Genomic DNA, 17,941 nt, shown 5'->3' on the forward strand with positions numbered 1-17,941 from the left:
AAAAATGAAAAATACTCAGCTTATAAATACAATTTTAATTGTGGTGGGTGGTGCACTTTTGTTGTATGCAATTTCTGCAGAAGAGGCCCATCCTTACTTTAAAATAGGAGGCTTAATCATTATTATGTTCGGACTTTACAGGGCTACTAACTTTTGGGTGGCTACCAAGGATGATCACAAAGAAGATGAAAACAAAGATTCGTAATGTTTGAGAAAGGAGATAAAATTGAAGTGTTAGATGATGCGCTGGAAGGGGAGGTGCTTAAAACTGAAGGCAAAACTGTCTATATTACCACCACAGATGGTTTTGAAATGGAATTTCTGGAACACGAACTTGTAAAGATAGAAACTCCTATCGAAGCTTTGCAGGAAGATATCGATATTGAGGAAGTTTTAAAGGAAAAAAAAGCCTCCAAGAAGCCAAAATCCAAAAAGGTAAAACCCAAGGAAAGGAACCTGCCACCAATGGAAGTAGATCTTCATATAGAAAAGCTCACTACTTCCTCCCGCGGAATGAGCAACTTTGATATGCTTAACCTGCAAATGGATACAGCCAAAAGGCAGTTGGAATTTGCGATGAAAAAACGCATTCAAAAGATTGTGTTTATTCATGGGGTAGGCGAGGGCGTGCTAAAGGCCGAACTGGATTTTCTATTGGGCCGTTATGATAATTTAAAGTTTTATGATGCTAATTATCAAAAATATGGACTTGGTGCTACAGAGGTTTATTTTTTTCAAAACCCTTAATGCTCTAAGGAAATACTGTTTTTAAAAATGTGAAATAAGTTTTATTTAAGACAAAACCATTTAGTTTTTTATCAAAATGAAAGCTTAAGCTAGCTTTGCCTTAAAAGCATCACAGCTACTGGAACATCAAAACTTCAAAAATCAAGAAGAAGTTTCTTCGTCACTCTCTTCATCCTCGTCCGCATCTTCATCTTCCTCGTTGTCCTGGGCTTCCTGTTGTCTTTTAGTAAGTTGCTCAAAGAAGATTCCCCCGGTTTCGTACCTCCCCAGGTTGTAGGTAGTCTGGAAGCTAATGTCTTCGCCGCTTCCGTCCTGGCGAATTAAGTTAAAGTTTATTATTTGTACGTTAGATCGGTATGTTCGGGTGATATGATGATCTAACTGTAGCTCATGTTCATAAGAAACTTCGTTAAGTTCTGGAACAAGATAATTTGCACGCCCATCTGCCGATTGGCTTAATAATTTTGGTGACAGTAAATCATTGTTGTTTTCTTCAATAGCTCTTTTCACATTTTCTTCTCTAACTTCATGCCTGGTTAAAACTCCATCGCCATCATCATCTGGATCCAAATAATCTGGGATTCCGTCTTCATCGGTATCTAAATAATCGCCTACTTTGGGGTCATTAGGTTCAGCGGTTCTTTCTGCTTTCGTTTCCACGTTGTCGTTATCATCATCTATATCTAAGTGATCTGGGATGCCGTCTCCATCGGTATCTAAATGATTATCCCCATTTAAGTCCATTCCTTCATCGGCATTACTAATTCCGTCTCCATCGGCATCAGCATCTGGAGCTAAATCATTATAGACGGTGGTGATTTTTACGGTTCCCCCGGCAGAGATGTATTCTTCTTTTACCCGCGGCGAAGCAGGCGGCACGGCGTTGCAAAAATAATTGGAAGGAACTTCGCCATCGTAAATGCGGTAAACCAGTCTATTATTTTCATTCAGCGCGATCTCAATAGGCTCACTAACATCTGTGGTTAAAATTTTATCGTCCAATTTATCCCTTAAAGCTTCATCCTTTAATTCTAAAGACATGGATTCATATACATCCTGATTCTTCACAACATAAATAACTTTTTTATCGCCAATTTCACAGAGCTGCAAATTGCTGTCTTCAAAATCGAAACTGGTAACGGTAATATCGCCGTCATCGCAAGAGTGCAATACAAAGGTAAATAGTAAAGCTGCAAATATCTTTTTCATCATTTCGTATTCTATTAAGCTTAACGAATAATTACAGGATTAATTATTATCGTTCTGTTTTCGTCCATTTTTGCGTTCAGCATTAAGTTGATTTTATAGGGATAAGCTAAAATTTGAATTGCTACAAAAATAGCGGAAATAAGGATTTTTAGGGTAGCTTCTTTCAAATAATTTTATTTCGTTTAATTTTGCGTTATGGAAAAAGTTTATCTCGATTCTGCCGCTACCACGCAAATGCGCGAAGAAGTTATTGAACGTATGACAAGCGTTATGAAAGAAGTTTATGGAAACCCCTCATCTACGCATTCTTATGGCCGGTCTGCTAAATCTTTAATCGAGCAGGCGCGCAAAACGGTAGCGGGATATTTAAACGTGCAGCCTTCAGAAATTATTTTTACTTCAGGTGGCACCGAGGCAGATAATCTCGCGCTAAATTCTGCAGTGCGCGATCTTGGCGTGAAGCGCATTATTACTTCAAAAATAGAACATCACGCGGTTTTACATAGCGTAGAACAACTTGAAAATTGCCACGATATAGAGGTGCAATACGTTAATTTAGATTCCCTCGGAAATATAAAAACTGAACATTTAGAACAACTCCTGAAAGCTTCAAGTGTAAAGTCGTTGGTTAGTCTTATGCACGTAAACAACGAGATTGGCAATAAATTGAACCTTAAAAGAGTCGCCGGACTTTGCAAGGCAGAAGGTGCTTTGTTTCATTCAGACTGTGTACAGTCTATTGGGCATTACGATTTAGATTTTAACGAGATCCCGGTAGATTTTAGCGCTGCCAGTGCGCATAAATTCCATGGTCCTAAAGGTGTTGGCTTTGCTTTTATTAGAAAAAATTCTGGATTAAAACCTCTTATTTTTGGTGGAGAGCAGGAGCGCGGCCACAGGGCAGGGACTGAGGGCGTGCATAATATTGTAGGGCTGGAAGAAGCTTTAAAGCTCGTTATGGATAATTTAAAGGAGGAGCAGGAATATATTCAGGGTTTAAAAACTCATTTTATCCAAAAACTGAAGTCGGCAATTCCCGGGGTCAAATTTAATGGCGCTTGTGAAGATCCTAAAAACAGTACTTATACTTTAGTAAATATTTGCCTTCCTGTTTCAGCAGAAAAGGCTTTAATGCTTTTATTTCAGCTAGATCTAAAAGGAATCTCCTGTTCTAAAGGGAGTGCCTGTCAAAGCGGGAGTGACGAAGGTTCTCATGTTTTAAATGCTTTTTTAGCCGAAGAAGACCTGCAAAAACCTTCCTTGCGCTTCTCTTTCTCCCGATTTAATACCAAAGAAGAATTAGATTATGTGATTGATTGTTTAAAGGAGTATGTTGGATGATGTGGTGATTTGCTGATTTGCTGATGTGTTAATGTAATGATGTGCTGATTCGTTAATTCGAGTTTTAAGGTAAATAACAATATAGTTAGTAGTCGCAGTTTGAAGTAGGCAAAACGAGCAACACTAAATTTGTGACAATAACAGATTGCCGCGCTCCTGCGTCGCTCGCAATGACCAGTAGCTAGTTGGCAGTCACAGTATTCAGTAACGACAGTAATAAAACAACTAAAACTAATCTTAAACCTTAAAGTATCGAAAATCAGAGACCAAAAGCTACTCCCATTTTTTCTATGGGAGGTGGGTTTTCTGCTTTTTTAGCAAAAATTGCGGAGAGGTTTTTTGTCAATTGATTAATATTATGACAACCGACAATTTACAACTGATATTAAACATCAAATAAAATCCCAACCATTAGCAGTCCTTAAATGACCTGTCGAATCAGCCTAACCGATAACCCGCAACTCATAACTCATAACTGAAAAATCCTATTTTTTTCTAAAGAATTTAGCTTCAAACGTGTTGCTATTCCCTACGTTATCGGTTACGATGATTTTTAAGTTGTTTTCGGTTTCGGTGACTTTTCCGTCACTAAAATTATGGGTTAAGGTGTTGTTTTTATACTCATATTCCATCAAAATAAACTTTCCATTTACCGTAGCACGATAACTCTTTATGCCCGATAAATCATCACTAATTTTCACTTTAAGTGTGCTGTTATTTGAAATCCATTGGCCGTCTTTAAAGTTTACCGGTCTTATTTTTGGCGGGGTAACATCAGATGCCAGGGTGTATTCCCCAAAAGTTCTTGTACCGGTGGTAAACCGATTTTTCTTTTTGTAGGTAGAAGAATAAATGGGGCGGTTATTATAGCCCAATCGTGCAATAAACATTTTTTCCTTTTCTTCAGCTGAATAGTCGCTTACATCAAATCCAACAGTGATGTTCTTGTGTAAGGGTGTACTTTCATTATGCACTTTTACCAGGTCTTCTTTAAAATCTATATCCAGAAACACATCTTTGTAAAGACTCCCTTTAGGGATATAAATATCCATTCCGTTGGCCTCGGTAGCAAATGCCTGGTTGGCCGCTGCAAAATAATCGGTTTTTTCTATTTGTTTGGCAGGAATATTATCCTGATGGGTTCCTTGAATAGGAACACGAATTATCCGTTCATTACCGGCAAAATCCTTAACCTTAATAACGTAATTATAATTTAAGCTATCCTGAATATTCAATTCTCCCTTATTTACTACATCCCGATATAAACTTAAAGGGTTACTGTCTTCTACAAATAGTTTTTGAATACGTTTTTTGTTTTCCTTATAATAAGCATAATCGATGAGTTGGTTGAGGTGCCTGGTTTCAGAGAAAGAAAAACGCTCAAAAGGAAGGTCAAAAACCTTATCTCCGTTTAATCGGGCTTCAATATTATAAACGCCGTTTCGGTTTGGAGCGCCGTCTTGTTGATCTACGGTAGAAACCCCAAAACCAATATTACCGCAGGCGTCAATTTCATTGGCAATATAACTACCATCGGCGATAGGGGTGAGGCTTATTTTTTGTCGCTCCCGGGAATTATTCACGTGAGCTTCATCGTCTAAAGGATAGGCGAAAAGTCCGTCTATAATTGGAGGGCGGGAATCTTTAATTTTAATTCCGAAGAGTTTTGCATTCATTGGTCTTTGGCTACCGTCGCGAATTTCAAAATGCAGGTGTGGGCCACCACTTCCACCGGTGTTTCCGCTAAAAGCCACTAATTCTCCCTGATTTACAGGAATTTCCCCCGCTTTAGGAAAAAGTTCAATTTCATATGTTTCTTTGGCATACTGTCGCTTTTTGATGTAGGCCTCAATTTCCGGAGAAAACTTTTTTAAATGTCCGTAAACGGTAGTATAGCCATTGGGATGCTGAATGTACAGCGCTTTTCCGTAGCCATAATGCTGAATATTAATTCGGCTTACATATCCCTTTGCAGAAGCCAGCACATTTAAGCCCTGCCTTTGTTGTGTTTTAATGTCTAGCCCGCTGTGAAAATGATTGGACCGCAATTCTCCAAAAGTACCAGAAAGTACTAAAGGGATGTCCAATGGATTATCAAAATAGTTCTGAGGAAGCTCGGTTTGTGCTAAAACTGGATTGAAAAATAAAAGAATAACACAAAATTTAATTAATTTCATTGCTGTAATTTAGGAGTATAACAGAAGGCCAAAGTTAATTAAAGTTTAGTTAAAAATTAAAGTCCTAACACCTAGAAACTTAGCTTTAATGTGATGTTATTTTGAAAATAGATAAAAAAACTATTGGCATATTAAAGCGCGAATGTTAACTTTGTAAGGGTAAGCATTACATTAGGCTTTTATGAGTGAATTTGTAGAAAACGTTGATAGCCTTGAGAGTAAGATTGGCAAACTGCTTAAAAAGTATGAGGATTTAAAGCAGAAACATACTGCAATGGAGATTGAAATGACCAGGATTCGCGAAGAAAATATTAATTTGGCGCAAAAACTGGAAAGTACCAATCTCAATAATCAAAACCTTAAAGCCGCAAATGCAATGCTTGGCAGTACCGAATTTAAAACAGAGACAAAGCTTAAATTAAATAGCTTGATACGAGAAATTGATCAATGCATTGTTCAATTATCTGAATAATAAATATGGCTGAAAAATTAAAAATTAAAGTTTCTATTGCAGATAGGGTGTACCCTTTAACTATAAATCCAGACCAGGAAGAAGGTTTACGCAAAGCTGCAAAGAAAATTGAAGCTATGATTAAGCAATTTCAAAAAAGTTATGCCGTGAGGGATAAGCAGGATGTTTTGGCGATGTGCGCCTTGCAATTTGCCGCCCAAACCGAGCAAAAAGATATAGATAAAGCGAGTGAAATGCTTAAAGCAGAAGATAAGATAAAAACATTGAATAATCTGCTTAATAAGCACTTAGCATCTTAAAGTTCTTTAAATAAAATAAAGGTTACTGCCTGTATTAGCGATATTTTGATAAACTCAACAGAGATTCTTTAAAAAGGGTGAGTCTAAGTTGTAAAAGCGCGCCGCTCCCAATGTATTTTGGGATGAGCGGATTCTTGATCAGCTTGTTAGCCCTAAACTTGTTTTTAGGGAGTTTTATGCAAATCACGTCTAATACAGGCTTTTTTTTACATAAATTTTAAATATGGAGATATTATTAAGTATAGTTATTGGGGTTGTTGGTATTGCGATTGGATTTGCCATCGCCAAACAATTGGAGCGAAAAAAGGCTTCACAAACTATTAAAAATGCCAAAAAATCGGCAGCAAATATTATAAAAGAGGCCAGGACAGAAGGGGAGAGTATAAAAAAAGATAAAATCCTTCAGGCTAAAGAAAAGTTTATCGAATTAAAATCGGAACATGAAAAAGTAATCATGAGCCGCGATAAAAAGATGAACGATGCCGAAAAACGTACAAGAGATAAGGAGTCTCAGGTTTCAGGAGAAATTGCAAAGAACAAGAAGCTTAACAAAGCGCTTGAGGCACAACTTAAAGATTATGATAATCGTGTTGAATATTTAGAGAAAAAACAGGAAGAGATTGATAAGCTTAGAAACAGCCAAATTCAGCAATTGGAAGTCATTTCGGGATTATCGGCAGAAGAAGCTAAGGCTCAGCTTTCAGAAACATTAAAAGACAGTGCTAAAGCAGATGCCATGGCATTGATTCAGGATACTGTAGAAGAAGCGAAATTAACCGCACAACAAGAGGCTAAAAAGATTATTATAAACACTATACAGCGTATTGGTACCGAAGAGGCTATAGATAATTGTGTCTCTGTGTTTAACCTGGAAAGTGATGATGTAAAAGGTAGGATAATTGGTCGTGAGGGTAGGAATATTAGGGCGATAGAAGCGGCTACCGGGGTGGAGATTATTGTAGATGATACACCCGAAGCTATTATTTTATCCTGTTTTGATTCGGTGAGACGGGAAGTTGCCAGGCTTTCATTACATAAACTGGTGACTGATGGTAGAATTCACCCGGCCAGAATTGAAGAGGTTGTAAAGAAAACACGCAAACAAATTGATGAGGAAATTATTGATATAGGAAAACGTACCGTTATTGATCTTGGTATTCACGGGTTAAATCCTGAATTAATCAAGTTAGTAGGACGTATGAAATATCGTTCTTCTTATGGGCAAAACTTACTGCAACATTCCAGGGAAGTTGCTAAACTTTGCGGTGTGATGGCTTCTGAATTGGGGCTTAACCCTAAACTAGCCAAAAGAGCCGGATTATTGCACGATATAGGTAAAGTGCCGGAAACAGAAACGGAAACCCCGCACGCTATTCTGGGAATGCAATGGGCTGAAAAACACGGTGAAAAAGCTGAGGTTTGTAATGCTATTGGAGCGCATCACGATGAAATAGAAATGAATTCCTTATTGTCTCCAATTGTTCAGGTTTGTGACGCTATAAGCGGAGCAAGACCAGGCGCAAGACGACAGGTGTTAGATTCGTATATTCAACGATTAAAAGATCTTGAAGACATTGCCTTTGGTTTTGGCGGAGTTAAAAAAGCCTATGCGATCCAGGCCGGTAGAGAACTACGTGTAATTGTAGAGAGCGAAAGGGTAAACGATGAAAAAGCGACCAATCTTTCGTTTGAAATTTCGCAGAAAATTCAAACCGATATGACCTATCCAGGGCAGGTAAAAGTGACGGTAATAAGGGAAACCAGAGCAGTAAACATCGCTAAATAATAATTGCAATAGAGGGACGTAGCTTAGAGTTTAAAAAATATTACTCTTGTTATTGTAAATTGAGAAGTTTTCTTATATTTGCAGCCGCTTAGCAGTAGTATAAAGCTTTATTGAAGTCTTTAATAATTGCGCAAGCAGTTTCGGGGTGTAGCGTAGCCCGGTTATCGCGCCTGCTTTGGGAGCAGGAGGCCGCAGGTTCGAATCCTGCCACCCCGACTTTAACAAGTTATATTTTAACATAATTAAAGGGTAATTATATGGTTTTCATATAGTTACCCTTTCTTTTTGCACTCAAAATTTAACAAATAGTGTTAAATTTAATGTGAGTTCACCGTGAGTTCACTGTGAATTTGTGAGTTTATCGTGAGCTATTTTTTTGTATTTTTAGCTTACCGATACGCCATTATTATGTATTGGTAGTTTGACTTTCGCCTTAATTAATTGTTTCATTTAAACAACAAAGCTATGCGTACCAGTCAAACCTTTTCCATTTCTTTTATTACCCGAAAAAAGAAAAAGCAACCAGACTTAGCCCTCCTTTATGCCCGAATTACCGTTAACGGTAAATCCTTAGAAATTAGTTTAAAACGCACTATTCCGGTGGACAAGTGGAATCAAGCCGCCAGTAAACTTAGCGGTAGCAGTTCTGAAAGTCGGCAGATCAATAAAAAAATTGATGAAACCAAGGCACAACTCTATAAAACCTACGATGGCCTTTTAAAAGAAGGACTGCTGGTAACCACACAGACAGTTAAGGCTAGATTTTTAGGTAGTGACCAACAACACTATACACTTGCTTATTTGATTAATTATCACAAAGAAAAAATGGGTAAGGTTTTAAAGTATGGTACTATGAAAAACTATACGACCACAGAAAACTATCTGAAAGGTTATTTAAAAGCACAGTATCATACTTCAGATGTTTATCTAAAACAAATTGATTACCAATTCATCCTGGGATTTGAAAGCTATTTAAGAACCTTGCCCAGTCTTCAAAATAACGGGGTGATGAAACATATGGAACGCTTTAAAAAACTGATGCGCCTGGCCGAACATTTAGATTGGATTGAAAAGAACCCAACCAAAAGGTTTAAACTCCGCTTTGACCAGGTGGATATGGTTTACTTAAACAAACCAGAGCTTGAAAAGATCAAAAATGAAATATTTGAAAAACCTGTATTAACTATTAATAGGGATATTTTTGTTTTCGCCTGCTATACTGGCCTGGCCTATGCCGATGCAAAAGCTTTGAATAATAATCATTTGCAAATTGGCATTGATGGCAATAAATGGATTTATACCCGAAGGAGCAAAACCAATACCGCGGTACGGATTCCTATATTAAAAGAAGCTCAGAAAATTCTAGATCAGTATAGAAATCATCCGAAAATAGATGGCACGGAAAACCTTTTACCAGTTTATTCGAACCAGAAAACCAACCAGTATTTAAAGGAAATTGCTAAAGTGCTGAAAATAAATAAGAAACTTAGCTTTCATACTGCGCGGCATACTTTTGCTACAACGGTTACTTTAGCCAATGGCGTTCCCATAGAAACGGTATCTAAGCTTTTGGGGCATACTAAATTATCGACTACCCAGATTTATGCCCGGGTGATTGATTCGAAAATATCCTCTGATATCGATGTACTTCGAGAAAAATTAAACCTTCTCCAAGCAAAAGAGAATTCAATTGATTAAAAATGGTAAACTTAAGTTTACCATTCTCTTACTTAACGCAAAAAATCCATTTGTGGAGATTCATCCAAAAAAAACTTGGACATAATTTGCCTGTACTTTATATTACAAAAGGATATTTCAGTAATAGAGGTCAGTAGTTAAATACTATGTATCTATTTAATGACCTCTCTACAGTTAAACACTAAACCGTAATTTGACTTTTTTCGGTTTGAGTCTGCTGGCATTTGAACCCATTTAATGGTTTGAAAACTAATTTCCTGTTCGCCCTTATCAATTGATAAAAAATAAGGAGTTTGAATTGAAACGGTTATAGTTTTACATTTTTACTTTTTAGCTATTTTCTTTGTTATTTCATTTCCGTTCCAGATCGCCTTAATTATGTAGATACCTTTTTTTAGGTCTTTCAAATCAATACTTTGGGTATCAGTTTCAAGTATTAACGCACCACTCATATTAAAAACCTTAATGGAAAAGGTATCACGGGTAGTATTAGCCGATATTGTACCATTAGATATTCCTGCAAGAGTTGCAGTTCCCAAATTGCTGCCACAAGGATCATCTATAGGAGGGCGTAACGCGTAAATATTCTGTGCTGTAGATGATAGAACATAGGTACATCCTCCAGATGCAGCTGGCGGGGTTATTCGGTTATCACTTGTTGAAGTGCCACAACTGCTTTTTACGGTAATCCTTACCCATTTATCCCAATTATTGGTAGAACCCCTGCCCCACAAGGTATAGCTGCCGTTGTAATTGTTTCGCATACTCAATGTAGCATAGCCCGAGCCAGATAAAACTGTATAGGTTGGTGTTGTGGTAATACCATGACCGGTAATATGAAGTTTGGCTTCGGTGCTTCGAACATCTGGCAACAACCTCATCTTGACAGAAGAGCCCAAAGCAATGGTTTTAAAAATTGTTATCGCTGGACCACAATCAGATTTCGGAATATCTGCCCTAAGTTTTACTGTGCCATTAGTCTTTCGAGTCACAGCTACTGTATTTCCATTAGGTACAATAGACGCCTGAGAAGAATTTGATATAGACCAGGTTATATTTGAAGCCGGAAAAGAGTATATTTTTGTACCATTGCAAATAACTGAGGGACCCACAATTTCAGAGACATTACATAAATAGGTGCATCCGGCAATTGGGAAATTGTTTTTTAATTCATCGGCCAACCAATTAGCATTTCGCACTTCAAAGGAAATATGTTGTTGATTGGCATTCAAATTCAAATTAGTATTAAATGCCGTGATAAAATTATCAAACGGGGTTTGCCTTGGGCTTGAGGGTGGAGTTACTCCAGAGTATGCCCTTAAATAATCTTGCTCGTCTAAGTTGAGGTTGCCCTCTCCAATATCTAAAGAACTCGTTACAGGTATAAAGTTAAAATTCTCTATATGTGTAATTCTGTCCCCAATAAATGAAGGCAAAGAATCTAAATCTATTTGAGACTTTACATTATAGTATCCCCCCGGATAGGTTTCTATTGGCAAGGAACCTGCTGGAGCATTAAGATTTTTATTCATAACAACCACATCGATGGGAAATAAAAAGAGTAATTTTTTAGTGTAAACTATTCTGCCTTTATATACTTGCTGGTTCGATGAGGTGGGAACAGTTTTTGCCCAAATATCATAATTATACTTACTGCTTCCAGGCAAAATACCGGTAAAAAACAATTCGGAATTATTTAAAAGTAGGCCTGCCAAAGGATCGGTAACTATCCTTAAAAGGCTATTAAAAAAGGCAGGCGAAGACTTGCCGTTAAAAACGAAACAAATAATCTCCCGAGTCTAAATCCTGGGTTTGGCCACACTCCGAGCCATTACTTATAGCCACGTTCCTTATTCCATATTCTTGCGGGTAGCCTACATTTTCCAATTCATCCTGCCAGTTGTTATGTACTGTATTATCAAGATTATAGTCGCTTTTTACAAAATTTATTAAAAGTTGTCGCGACGCGGGCATATCGGCAAGACTAAGGACTGCATAGGGGGAAGGAAAAGAAATGTTCGGGGGATTTTCGAAGCCTGTAACGAAATCCTCTAATTGCAATTGTGAGAACCACGCCGCCCCATTTATTATCGTTGGCAATAGTGCCTCCACCCCGTTAAGCAATATCGGAGCCTTTACATATTCGTTTCTGGCATGTCTAGCCATATATTGCAGGCCATAGGGAACGTTGGCACCTTGGTGTGGTGCATCGTGGCTCACATATAAACGGGTTTCATGATCAGTGTTTTCTATTTCCATTTCCCTTAGGGCATAGCGGGCTATCACGCCACCCATGCTTTGGCCCAACACTACGTTTTCCTCGCTGCTGCCATTAGCCGCTTTTTCCTCGTTTACCCACTCAATTATCGTTTTAAGCAGTTTGGCGTTACGGCGCATGTCATCTACCCCGTTAAGCCAATCTACATAGATGATGTCATACTCCTGTGAAGAATCTACTGTCAATAAATCCCTTAAATCACTATTAAGTATTTGATCTATCGGATCAATAAAATCATCTATATCGCTAAGGCCAAAAATATTTTCAGGGGTTACTATAATCCCGGGATCGTAACCCTCTGCCACTATAAGAGGTTTTTTAATTTTGGTATTTCCGGCAGCATAGTTGATGCTTACAATACCGGTAGCGGTTTTACCATTAAAATTTTCTTCGCTTTCTATTACGTAAAATTTATCTGAGTTAATTATTTCTGCCTGTTTACCTATGGGCGGGGGATTCTGTAGGCCCTGTTTTTGAGGATCGCCAAATTTAATACGGGTACGGCTCTTCAGCCTTTGTCCATTGTTTAGGGTGATTTTAAAAACAATATCACGAATACCTTCTTTGGTTAAGCTGGTATAGGTTACCCTGGTTTTTTGGTCAAGGTTAAGTTGTCTAAATCCCGCACCATCATCTGCGTCCATCTCTATTTTATTCACAGCCTGAAGGTTGTTGCTCATTGTAATCTCAGTGGGCAATAAAAAATCAACTACGCTGCCCTCTATGTCCTGTATGGGGGAGGCAACGGCAAAGACTTGCTTATTTTCATAGGGGTTTTGCCACTGGCCGTTTACAAAGGCGTCGCGGTACTGGTTGTTTTGTACTGCTATATCGCCCTGGCTCAAAGCATTGTTCCTTATTTTGGAATATTTATAATACAGGGCGCTCAATACTATGGTTGGGACGGCGTTTTCAATATCGCCCGGGCTATTTAGATCAAAATCATTATTGTCCCTACGGTATCCTTCCCAGGTGTTTGCAAATTCTTGGGGCAGCATAAAGCCGGCACTTACATCCCGTACCCTACTCATGAGCATGGTATGGTATAAATTTGTATAGGTCATCCTATCCAGGTTGGTGGAATCTGAAAGTTGCCCGTTAAAGGCTTCGGCATCAGTAAAATCCATGGCAAAATCCAGGAGCAGCCCGTGCGGTACCCGGTTTTTGTTCAGGCCTGCAAAGGTCTGGGTAACTTCATTACTGTAGGATTCGTTCACCTCCTGCTGGGCCTGCAGGAAAAAGCCCAAGAGCAAAAACAAGAATAAGGTGGATTTTTTGAGGGAATGGTAAAATTTTTTCATAAGTAGGTATTTGGTTAGTATTTGTGTTTAATTGTAATTCATATCAAAACGGCCTTCCCTTATTTCGACTACCTCCCCATTTTCATTTACCGCATCAAACCAAAAGGTTCCGGAAACAATTCCATTTACATCATCGAATTTTATAAATCCAATCTCTCCTACATGAATCTGATTTGTTTCATAACTGTCAATAAAATTATATTGAGCCTTATTTGTTTGAAATTGATTTGATCCTAAAATGTAAGTTTGCCCTTGAATTATCTCTTCATTAATTATGGATAGTCCAATGGATTTATTTAAATCTTTATTTCTTGCAATCAATGAAAAATATAATTCACCTTCCAAAGTTGTATTATAATTAGCCTGTTGTGTAGGCCCACCCCACTGGCTGCCCCCTGGTTTAAATACCTGGCCATCTATCAAACAGCCAATGGTACCTTCACCTGTAGTGGTTAATGGCGGCAGACAATCTACAGGGTTATCGCAATCGTCTTTTTTAGAGCAGGAATTAATACCTACTATCAATAGAAAAATTAAAAAGGGGGCAAAGTTTTTCATTTTATTGGAATTTTAAATTATAATTTCAAAAAACATTATTCTCTATCATTGAGATCATTAAATTTTGTAAAATAAATATACACTTCTCTTAAAAAGAATTTGAAATATAATTTTGTTCACATATTTGAATATGCTTCGTGAATTTTATTATATAATAGTTAAATATATATAAATTTTTATATTAAAATGTTAAATACTTCATTTTATCGATGAAATACACTAAGTGCATTTTTTATATAAACATACCTTACTGATAACTAAAGTGTTAAAATTTTATTCTAACCCCAGTTTAAAATCATAGAAACGGTAAAGAAGGATTTAACAATCAATTTGATTATCCGCTCGAGTTTCTAACCTATTTAATTTGAGAATTAATACGCCGAGCTATAATTTTCATTTACATATTTAACTCAAGTCATTATTTTTAAACAGAAAGGATACTCTGCTTGGAAGTAAATGGTAGCACAAGTGGTGGGATGTATTTTCTAATTAATAAGTTTGGCAATTTCACAATTCTAAGAGAAAACAAATCAAAAATTTAAGAGATAGTGTTATGGGATGTGTACGAGAAAAAACTTCTATTTTTGATTTATACTTTTCTTTGTACTTCTTCACCAATTGAAAACGCTCAAGATAAAGGTGTACATGGATTCTATTTTGGGTAATTATAATGAGAATTCTCGATCTTAATTCACACTATAAAAGCTACCATTTTAAGTAGCAAAGCGGATAAAAATGAGTAGCAAGAGGGTAACGGGCAGAGCCACGTTACATATTTTTAATTCACTCATTTTCAGTTACTTATATACTTTTTAAAATTATATATTTAGTAGATTTGCGACAAATGCCCTGATAGCCCCTTTAAATAGGCTCAAATTTGCGACAAATCTTGAAAAATTGAGGAGAGATATAGGATTTTCACTAAGTTGAAAAATAAATCTGAATCCAGCTGAGAGAAACTTTTTTCACTTTTGAGCCATTCACCACATTCCCTTTCTCTTCGCAAAAGCTTCGTTTCAGGAAAAGAGGTTCATAACAAAACATCTTGGACACGAGCCAAAAAGCTTTAATCCCCAAAACTAAAAAAGAAAAATATCAGAAAGCTTTTTGTCTCAAGTCCGCCCGACCCTAACTAAAATTGACCAATCAGGATTTCAGTTATCATTCAGAAATCTTCTTGCATCACCTTACCTTTTGCTGTATAAAAAACAATCTTTAAAATTAACCGGAGCGCATAAACCGCTTTGCTATTTATAGCTCCTCTATAATTTTAAAGCTTGAAAATGATAAAGCATCAAAAGGTAATGCGATGGCGCTGGAAGAAGTAAATGAAAATAACGGAATAAACCCAATTCATCCTGATCTACACTATTTTTCTTTTCGCCGGCAAAAGGAAAATGCTCCAGATGAAAAAAGTAAATGGTTTTAGAACTCTTTTTATAGAATAACCCTCTCCAATATCAGTCAGGAGTAAAGTTATGATTAGATATGTAACATCTATTTTTTAATGCTAAAATTAGTAAGTAATAAAAGTCTTGCTTACTTTATAGATAAAAGGCTACCTCTAACAGTGGCCTTCTTAATCATTAAAATATTGTCTGATTTAAATTCCCATTAAATGAGTCTAAACTAAAAAATGGTCACTTAAAAAGTATAACCAAGCCCAATATGCAACCAGTTCAACTTAGATGTCCCATCGAAGCCCTGCTTATTTCTGTTTGTGAGTTCAAAGGCGTAACGTGCCTGAATATTAAAGTGTTTAAAAATATCCACTCCCGCGCCCAGGCCAAAATCTATCCCTGCCTTATTTATTGAACCAAATTGTTCAAAAAGGTAACTCACTTGCGGACCGGCCTGTACAAAAAGCAAAGGGATGATGTTGTACTTTGCTCTTACCGACAAAAAGCCGAAGCTGGAGCCATTAATATTTGCATAATCCATCTCTGGTATTAAGCTTATTTTTTCTGAAATTGGTATATCTGCATAAACCCCCAGGTAGGGACCTTCATCTGAGCCTGTAATTTCATAGCCAGAAAACTCTTCTTTGGCATTGGCAATCATTAGCCGGCAGTTACAACAAAACGTGTAGATTGTGCGTTAACTGTTGCGAGCCCTATAAAAAAGAACGTTATAGATAGTATTTTTTTGTAATTCATATTAAATCAAATTCGTGTGGGTTAGTAATTTATTTTATTGAGTTATGCACTTAACTTCCGTCTTTCTGAATTGTGATTCCGACTACCTGCAAGTTCTGTCAGACCTGGTAAGTATATGCTTAATTTTACACCTACAAGGTTTTTTAAACCTTGCAAGAGCGTTCATTGGGTAGTTCTTTCAAGAAGTATACTTTATTATTCCAATATTTTGATTAAAAGTCTTGTGAAAAGGTCCTAAATCAACGGTTCTTATATGTATAGCTCAATTATTTTATATCGTAGCATATTAAAGTTGATGAAACTTTTTCTATTATTTAAATAAAAGGCTGTCTTTTACAACAGCCTTTTTATTCCTCATTTATTTCTTAATTGCAATCCTCAGCATCTGTGAATTGTTCATTTGTGAATTCATATTCCAATTCAAAATAATTGTTTTTAATTTCAGTTGATTTATAATTAGTTATATTATTTACTCCCATATCAGCCAGCACAAATTTATTGCATTTTAATTCGTCATAAATGACCACTGTGGAATCTGAGAATAAAGCCGGCTGTTTTATTTCAGTTACTTCTAAATTTCTAGGTCCTTCAGTATTGACGTTTATATATAATGTATCATTACTGTTAATTTTGTAATTTTTGAGTAGATTAAATCCATTTTGATCTATTTCAAAAGTCTTGATTTCAATAGAAGCAGTGCTATTATTAATATAGTAGTAGTCTAAGTTTACCACGTAGTCAACTTCCCCTTTGTCACAACTGATCGCAAATACCCCAGTAAGGATACTAATTCCAATAATTAAACAGCGCATCCAATTCATTTTCTGTTGTGTTATAATATTTGTTTTGTAAGCACTCCAATAATTTGAACTTAATATGCCTTATTCATCAATTAAAAAGTGTAACCAACTCCAATATGCAACCAGTTCAACTTATATGTTCCATCAAATTCTTGTTTATATCTATTTGTAAGTTCAAAGGCATAACGTGCCTGGATATTGAAGTGTTTAGAGATATCAACTCCAGCTCCCAGGCCTAAATCTATCCCTGCTTTATTTAGTGCTCCAAATTGTTCAAAAAGGTAACTCACCTGTGGGCCTGCCTGGACAAAAAGCAGCGGGATTATGTTGTACTTCGCCCTTACCGACAAAAAGCCAAAGCTGGAGCCGTTAATATTTGCATAATCTACTTCTGGCACTACACTTATTTTTTCTGAAACTGGTATATCTGCATAAATCCCCAAATAAGGGCCTTCATCGGAAACGGAAGCCTCGTTGCCAGAAAATTCTGCTTTTTCGCTGGCAATCATCAAGCCGGCAGTTACACCAAACTGGTAAGATTGGGCGCTTATATTCGCAGACCCAATTAAAAAAAGTGTTATTAAAAATAGTTTGTTGAAATTCATATTAAATAATTTTCTATTTTTTTTAAATTAAAAGGCTGCTTTTTACAACAGCCCTTCTCAATTCTAATGTATTGGTTTAATTACAATCCCCATCGCAGGGTGTTGCATTTTCAAAATCTTCTTCAGTAAAAGTAAATGTTTCCTGTTGTTCGTCATAAATACATATGTTTAAAGGATTTCTTTCATTTCCGTTACAATTTGTTTCTATAACGAAAATTTGTTGTTTCTCGTTACCGTAATTAATAACTATGGAATCTCCTTGAAAAAAGCTTATGTAAGAGTAATATTCCTGTATAGGTGGGGCTGGACTATTAAATTGCTTAGTAATTTCCTCCCCATTTCGCAAAGCAATAATTTCTGTGTCTTCTTCGGAGGAAAAAAATGAATCTATTCTAATATCATATCCGCTCGAATTCACTAAGGTGAAGATATAGTTTTTACCTTCCCCTTGATCTGTGCCGCAGCCATTTAAGAGTGTTAGAAGGAAAATAAAGGTTAATAAGTTTTTCATATT

At 36.7% G+C, this 17,941-nt stretch carries 16 protein-coding genes, 1 tRNA gene and 1 other RNA gene; 9 read left to right on the top strand and 9 right to left on the bottom strand.

Translation table 11 applies throughout. The features are described from left to right. Window positions 1–4 precede the first annotated feature (4 nt). Window positions 5–205 carry a hypothetical protein gene (locus BUA71_RS02740; RefSeq protein WP_072876455.1) on the top strand — a complete coding sequence of 67 codons (201 nt, stop codon included), beginning with the start codon at window positions 5–7 and terminating at the stop codon, window positions 203–205. After that, the gene (locus BUA71_RS02745; RefSeq protein WP_072876457.1) at window positions 205–747 is read left to right on the top strand and encodes a Smr/MutS family protein; all 543 of its coding nucleotides are present in this window, start codon (window positions 205–207) and stop codon (window positions 745–747) included. The genes BUA71_RS02740 and BUA71_RS02745 overlap by 1 nt, the downstream gene beginning before the upstream one ends. 141 nt (window positions 748–888) lie before the next feature. Here the strand turns inward: BUA71_RS02745 and BUA71_RS02750 are convergent, their stop codons facing one another. After that, window positions 889–1,959 (bottom strand): hypothetical protein, encoded by a 1,071-nt coding sequence (locus BUA71_RS02750; RefSeq protein ID WP_072876459.1) that lies wholly within the window; start codon window positions 1,957–1,959, stop codon window positions 889–891. 192 nt (window positions 1,960–2,151) lie between these two features. Between BUA71_RS02750 and BUA71_RS02755 the strand changes: the two genes are divergently transcribed. Next, window positions 2,152–3,297, top strand: a complete 1,146-nt coding sequence (locus tag BUA71_RS02755; RefSeq protein ID WP_072876460.1) for a cysteine desulfurase family protein — start codon at window positions 2,152–2,154, stop codon at window positions 3,295–3,297. A gap of 485 nt (window positions 3,298–3,782) precedes the next feature. Here BUA71_RS02755 and BUA71_RS02760 read toward each other — a convergent pair whose 3' ends face one another. Continuing rightward, window positions 3,783–5,474, bottom strand: a complete 1,692-nt coding sequence (locus BUA71_RS02760) for a M23 family metallopeptidase (RefSeq protein ID WP_072876462.1) — start codon at window positions 5,472–5,474, stop codon at window positions 3,783–3,785. 181 nt (window positions 5,475–5,655) lie between these two features. Here BUA71_RS02760 and BUA71_RS02765 point away from each other — a divergent pair, with 181 nt between their 5' ends. From BUA71_RS02765 to BUA71_RS02790, 6 genes are all read left to right on the top strand, one after another. Beyond that, window positions 5,656–5,946: a hypothetical protein gene (locus BUA71_RS02765; protein ID WP_072876464.1), complete on the top strand. Its 291-nt coding sequence runs from the start codon at window positions 5,656–5,658 to the stop codon at window positions 5,944–5,946. A gap of 5 nt (window positions 5,947–5,951) precedes the next feature. Continuing rightward, entirely contained in the window at window positions 5,952–6,245 is a 294-nt protein-coding gene (locus tag BUA71_RS02770) for a cell division protein ZapA (RefSeq protein WP_072876466.1), read from the top strand. A gap of 52 nt (window positions 6,246–6,297) precedes the next feature. Beyond that, window positions 6,298–6,420: non-coding RNA, 6S RNA (gene ssrS / locus BUA71_RS02775), on the top strand. Between the two features lie 48 nt (window positions 6,421–6,468). Beyond that, entirely contained in the window at window positions 6,469–8,031 is a 1,563-nt protein-coding gene (gene rny, locus BUA71_RS02780; RefSeq protein WP_072876468.1) for a ribonuclease Y, read from the top strand. Window positions 8,032–8,172: 141 nt separating this feature from the next. After that, window positions 8,173–8,247, top strand: a tRNA-Pro gene (locus BUA71_RS02785). A gap of 249 nt (window positions 8,248–8,496) precedes the next feature. Continuing rightward, complete coding sequence (locus BUA71_RS02790; RefSeq protein WP_072876470.1) at window positions 8,497–9,729, top strand: site-specific integrase; 1,233 nt, start codon at window positions 8,497–8,499, stop codon at window positions 9,727–9,729. Window positions 9,730–10,052: 323 nt separating this feature from the next. Here the strand turns inward: BUA71_RS02790 and BUA71_RS02795 are convergent, their stop codons facing one another. From BUA71_RS02795 to BUA71_RS02825, 7 genes are all read right to left on the bottom strand, one after another. Further along, window positions 10,053–11,414 carry a T9SS type A sorting domain-containing protein gene (locus BUA71_RS02795; protein ID WP_072876472.1) on the bottom strand — a complete coding sequence of 454 codons (1,362 nt, stop codon included), beginning with the start codon at window positions 11,412–11,414 and terminating at the stop codon, window positions 10,053–10,055. 85 nt (window positions 11,415–11,499) lie between these two features. Continuing rightward, a complete protein-coding gene (locus tag BUA71_RS02800; protein ID WP_072876474.1) occupies window positions 11,500–13,308 on the bottom strand; it encodes a lipase family protein in 1,809 nt (602 codons plus the stop codon). A gap of 27 nt (window positions 13,309–13,335) precedes the next feature. Further along, complete coding sequence (locus BUA71_RS02805; RefSeq protein WP_072876476.1) at window positions 13,336–13,866, bottom strand: Riean_0653 family protein; 531 nt, start codon at window positions 13,864–13,866, stop codon at window positions 13,336–13,338. 1,644 nt (window positions 13,867–15,510) lie between these two features. Continuing rightward, window positions 15,511–15,927, bottom strand: a complete 417-nt coding sequence (locus BUA71_RS02810; protein ID WP_072876478.1) for a porin family protein — start codon at window positions 15,925–15,927, stop codon at window positions 15,511–15,513. Between the two features lie 460 nt (window positions 15,928–16,387). Continuing rightward, a complete protein-coding gene (locus BUA71_RS02815) occupies window positions 16,388–16,843 on the bottom strand; it encodes a hypothetical protein (protein ID WP_072876479.1) in 456 nt (151 codons plus the stop codon). A 71-nt stretch (window positions 16,844–16,914) separates the two neighbouring features. Then, window positions 16,915–17,427, bottom strand: a complete 513-nt coding sequence (locus tag BUA71_RS02820) for an outer membrane beta-barrel protein (RefSeq protein WP_072876481.1) — start codon at window positions 17,425–17,427, stop codon at window positions 16,915–16,917. 76 nt (window positions 17,428–17,503) lie between these two features. Further along, the gene (locus tag BUA71_RS02825) at window positions 17,504–17,938 is read right to left on the bottom strand and encodes a hypothetical protein (protein ID WP_072876483.1); all 435 of its coding nucleotides are present in this window, start codon (window positions 17,936–17,938) and stop codon (window positions 17,504–17,506) included. Window positions 17,939–17,941: the final 3 nt, after the last annotated feature.

Origin of the sequence: Salegentibacter echinorum (assembly GCF_900129445.1) — a bacterium.
GTDB lineage: Bacteria > Bacteroidota > Bacteroidia > Flavobacteriales > Flavobacteriaceae > Salegentibacter > Salegentibacter echinorum.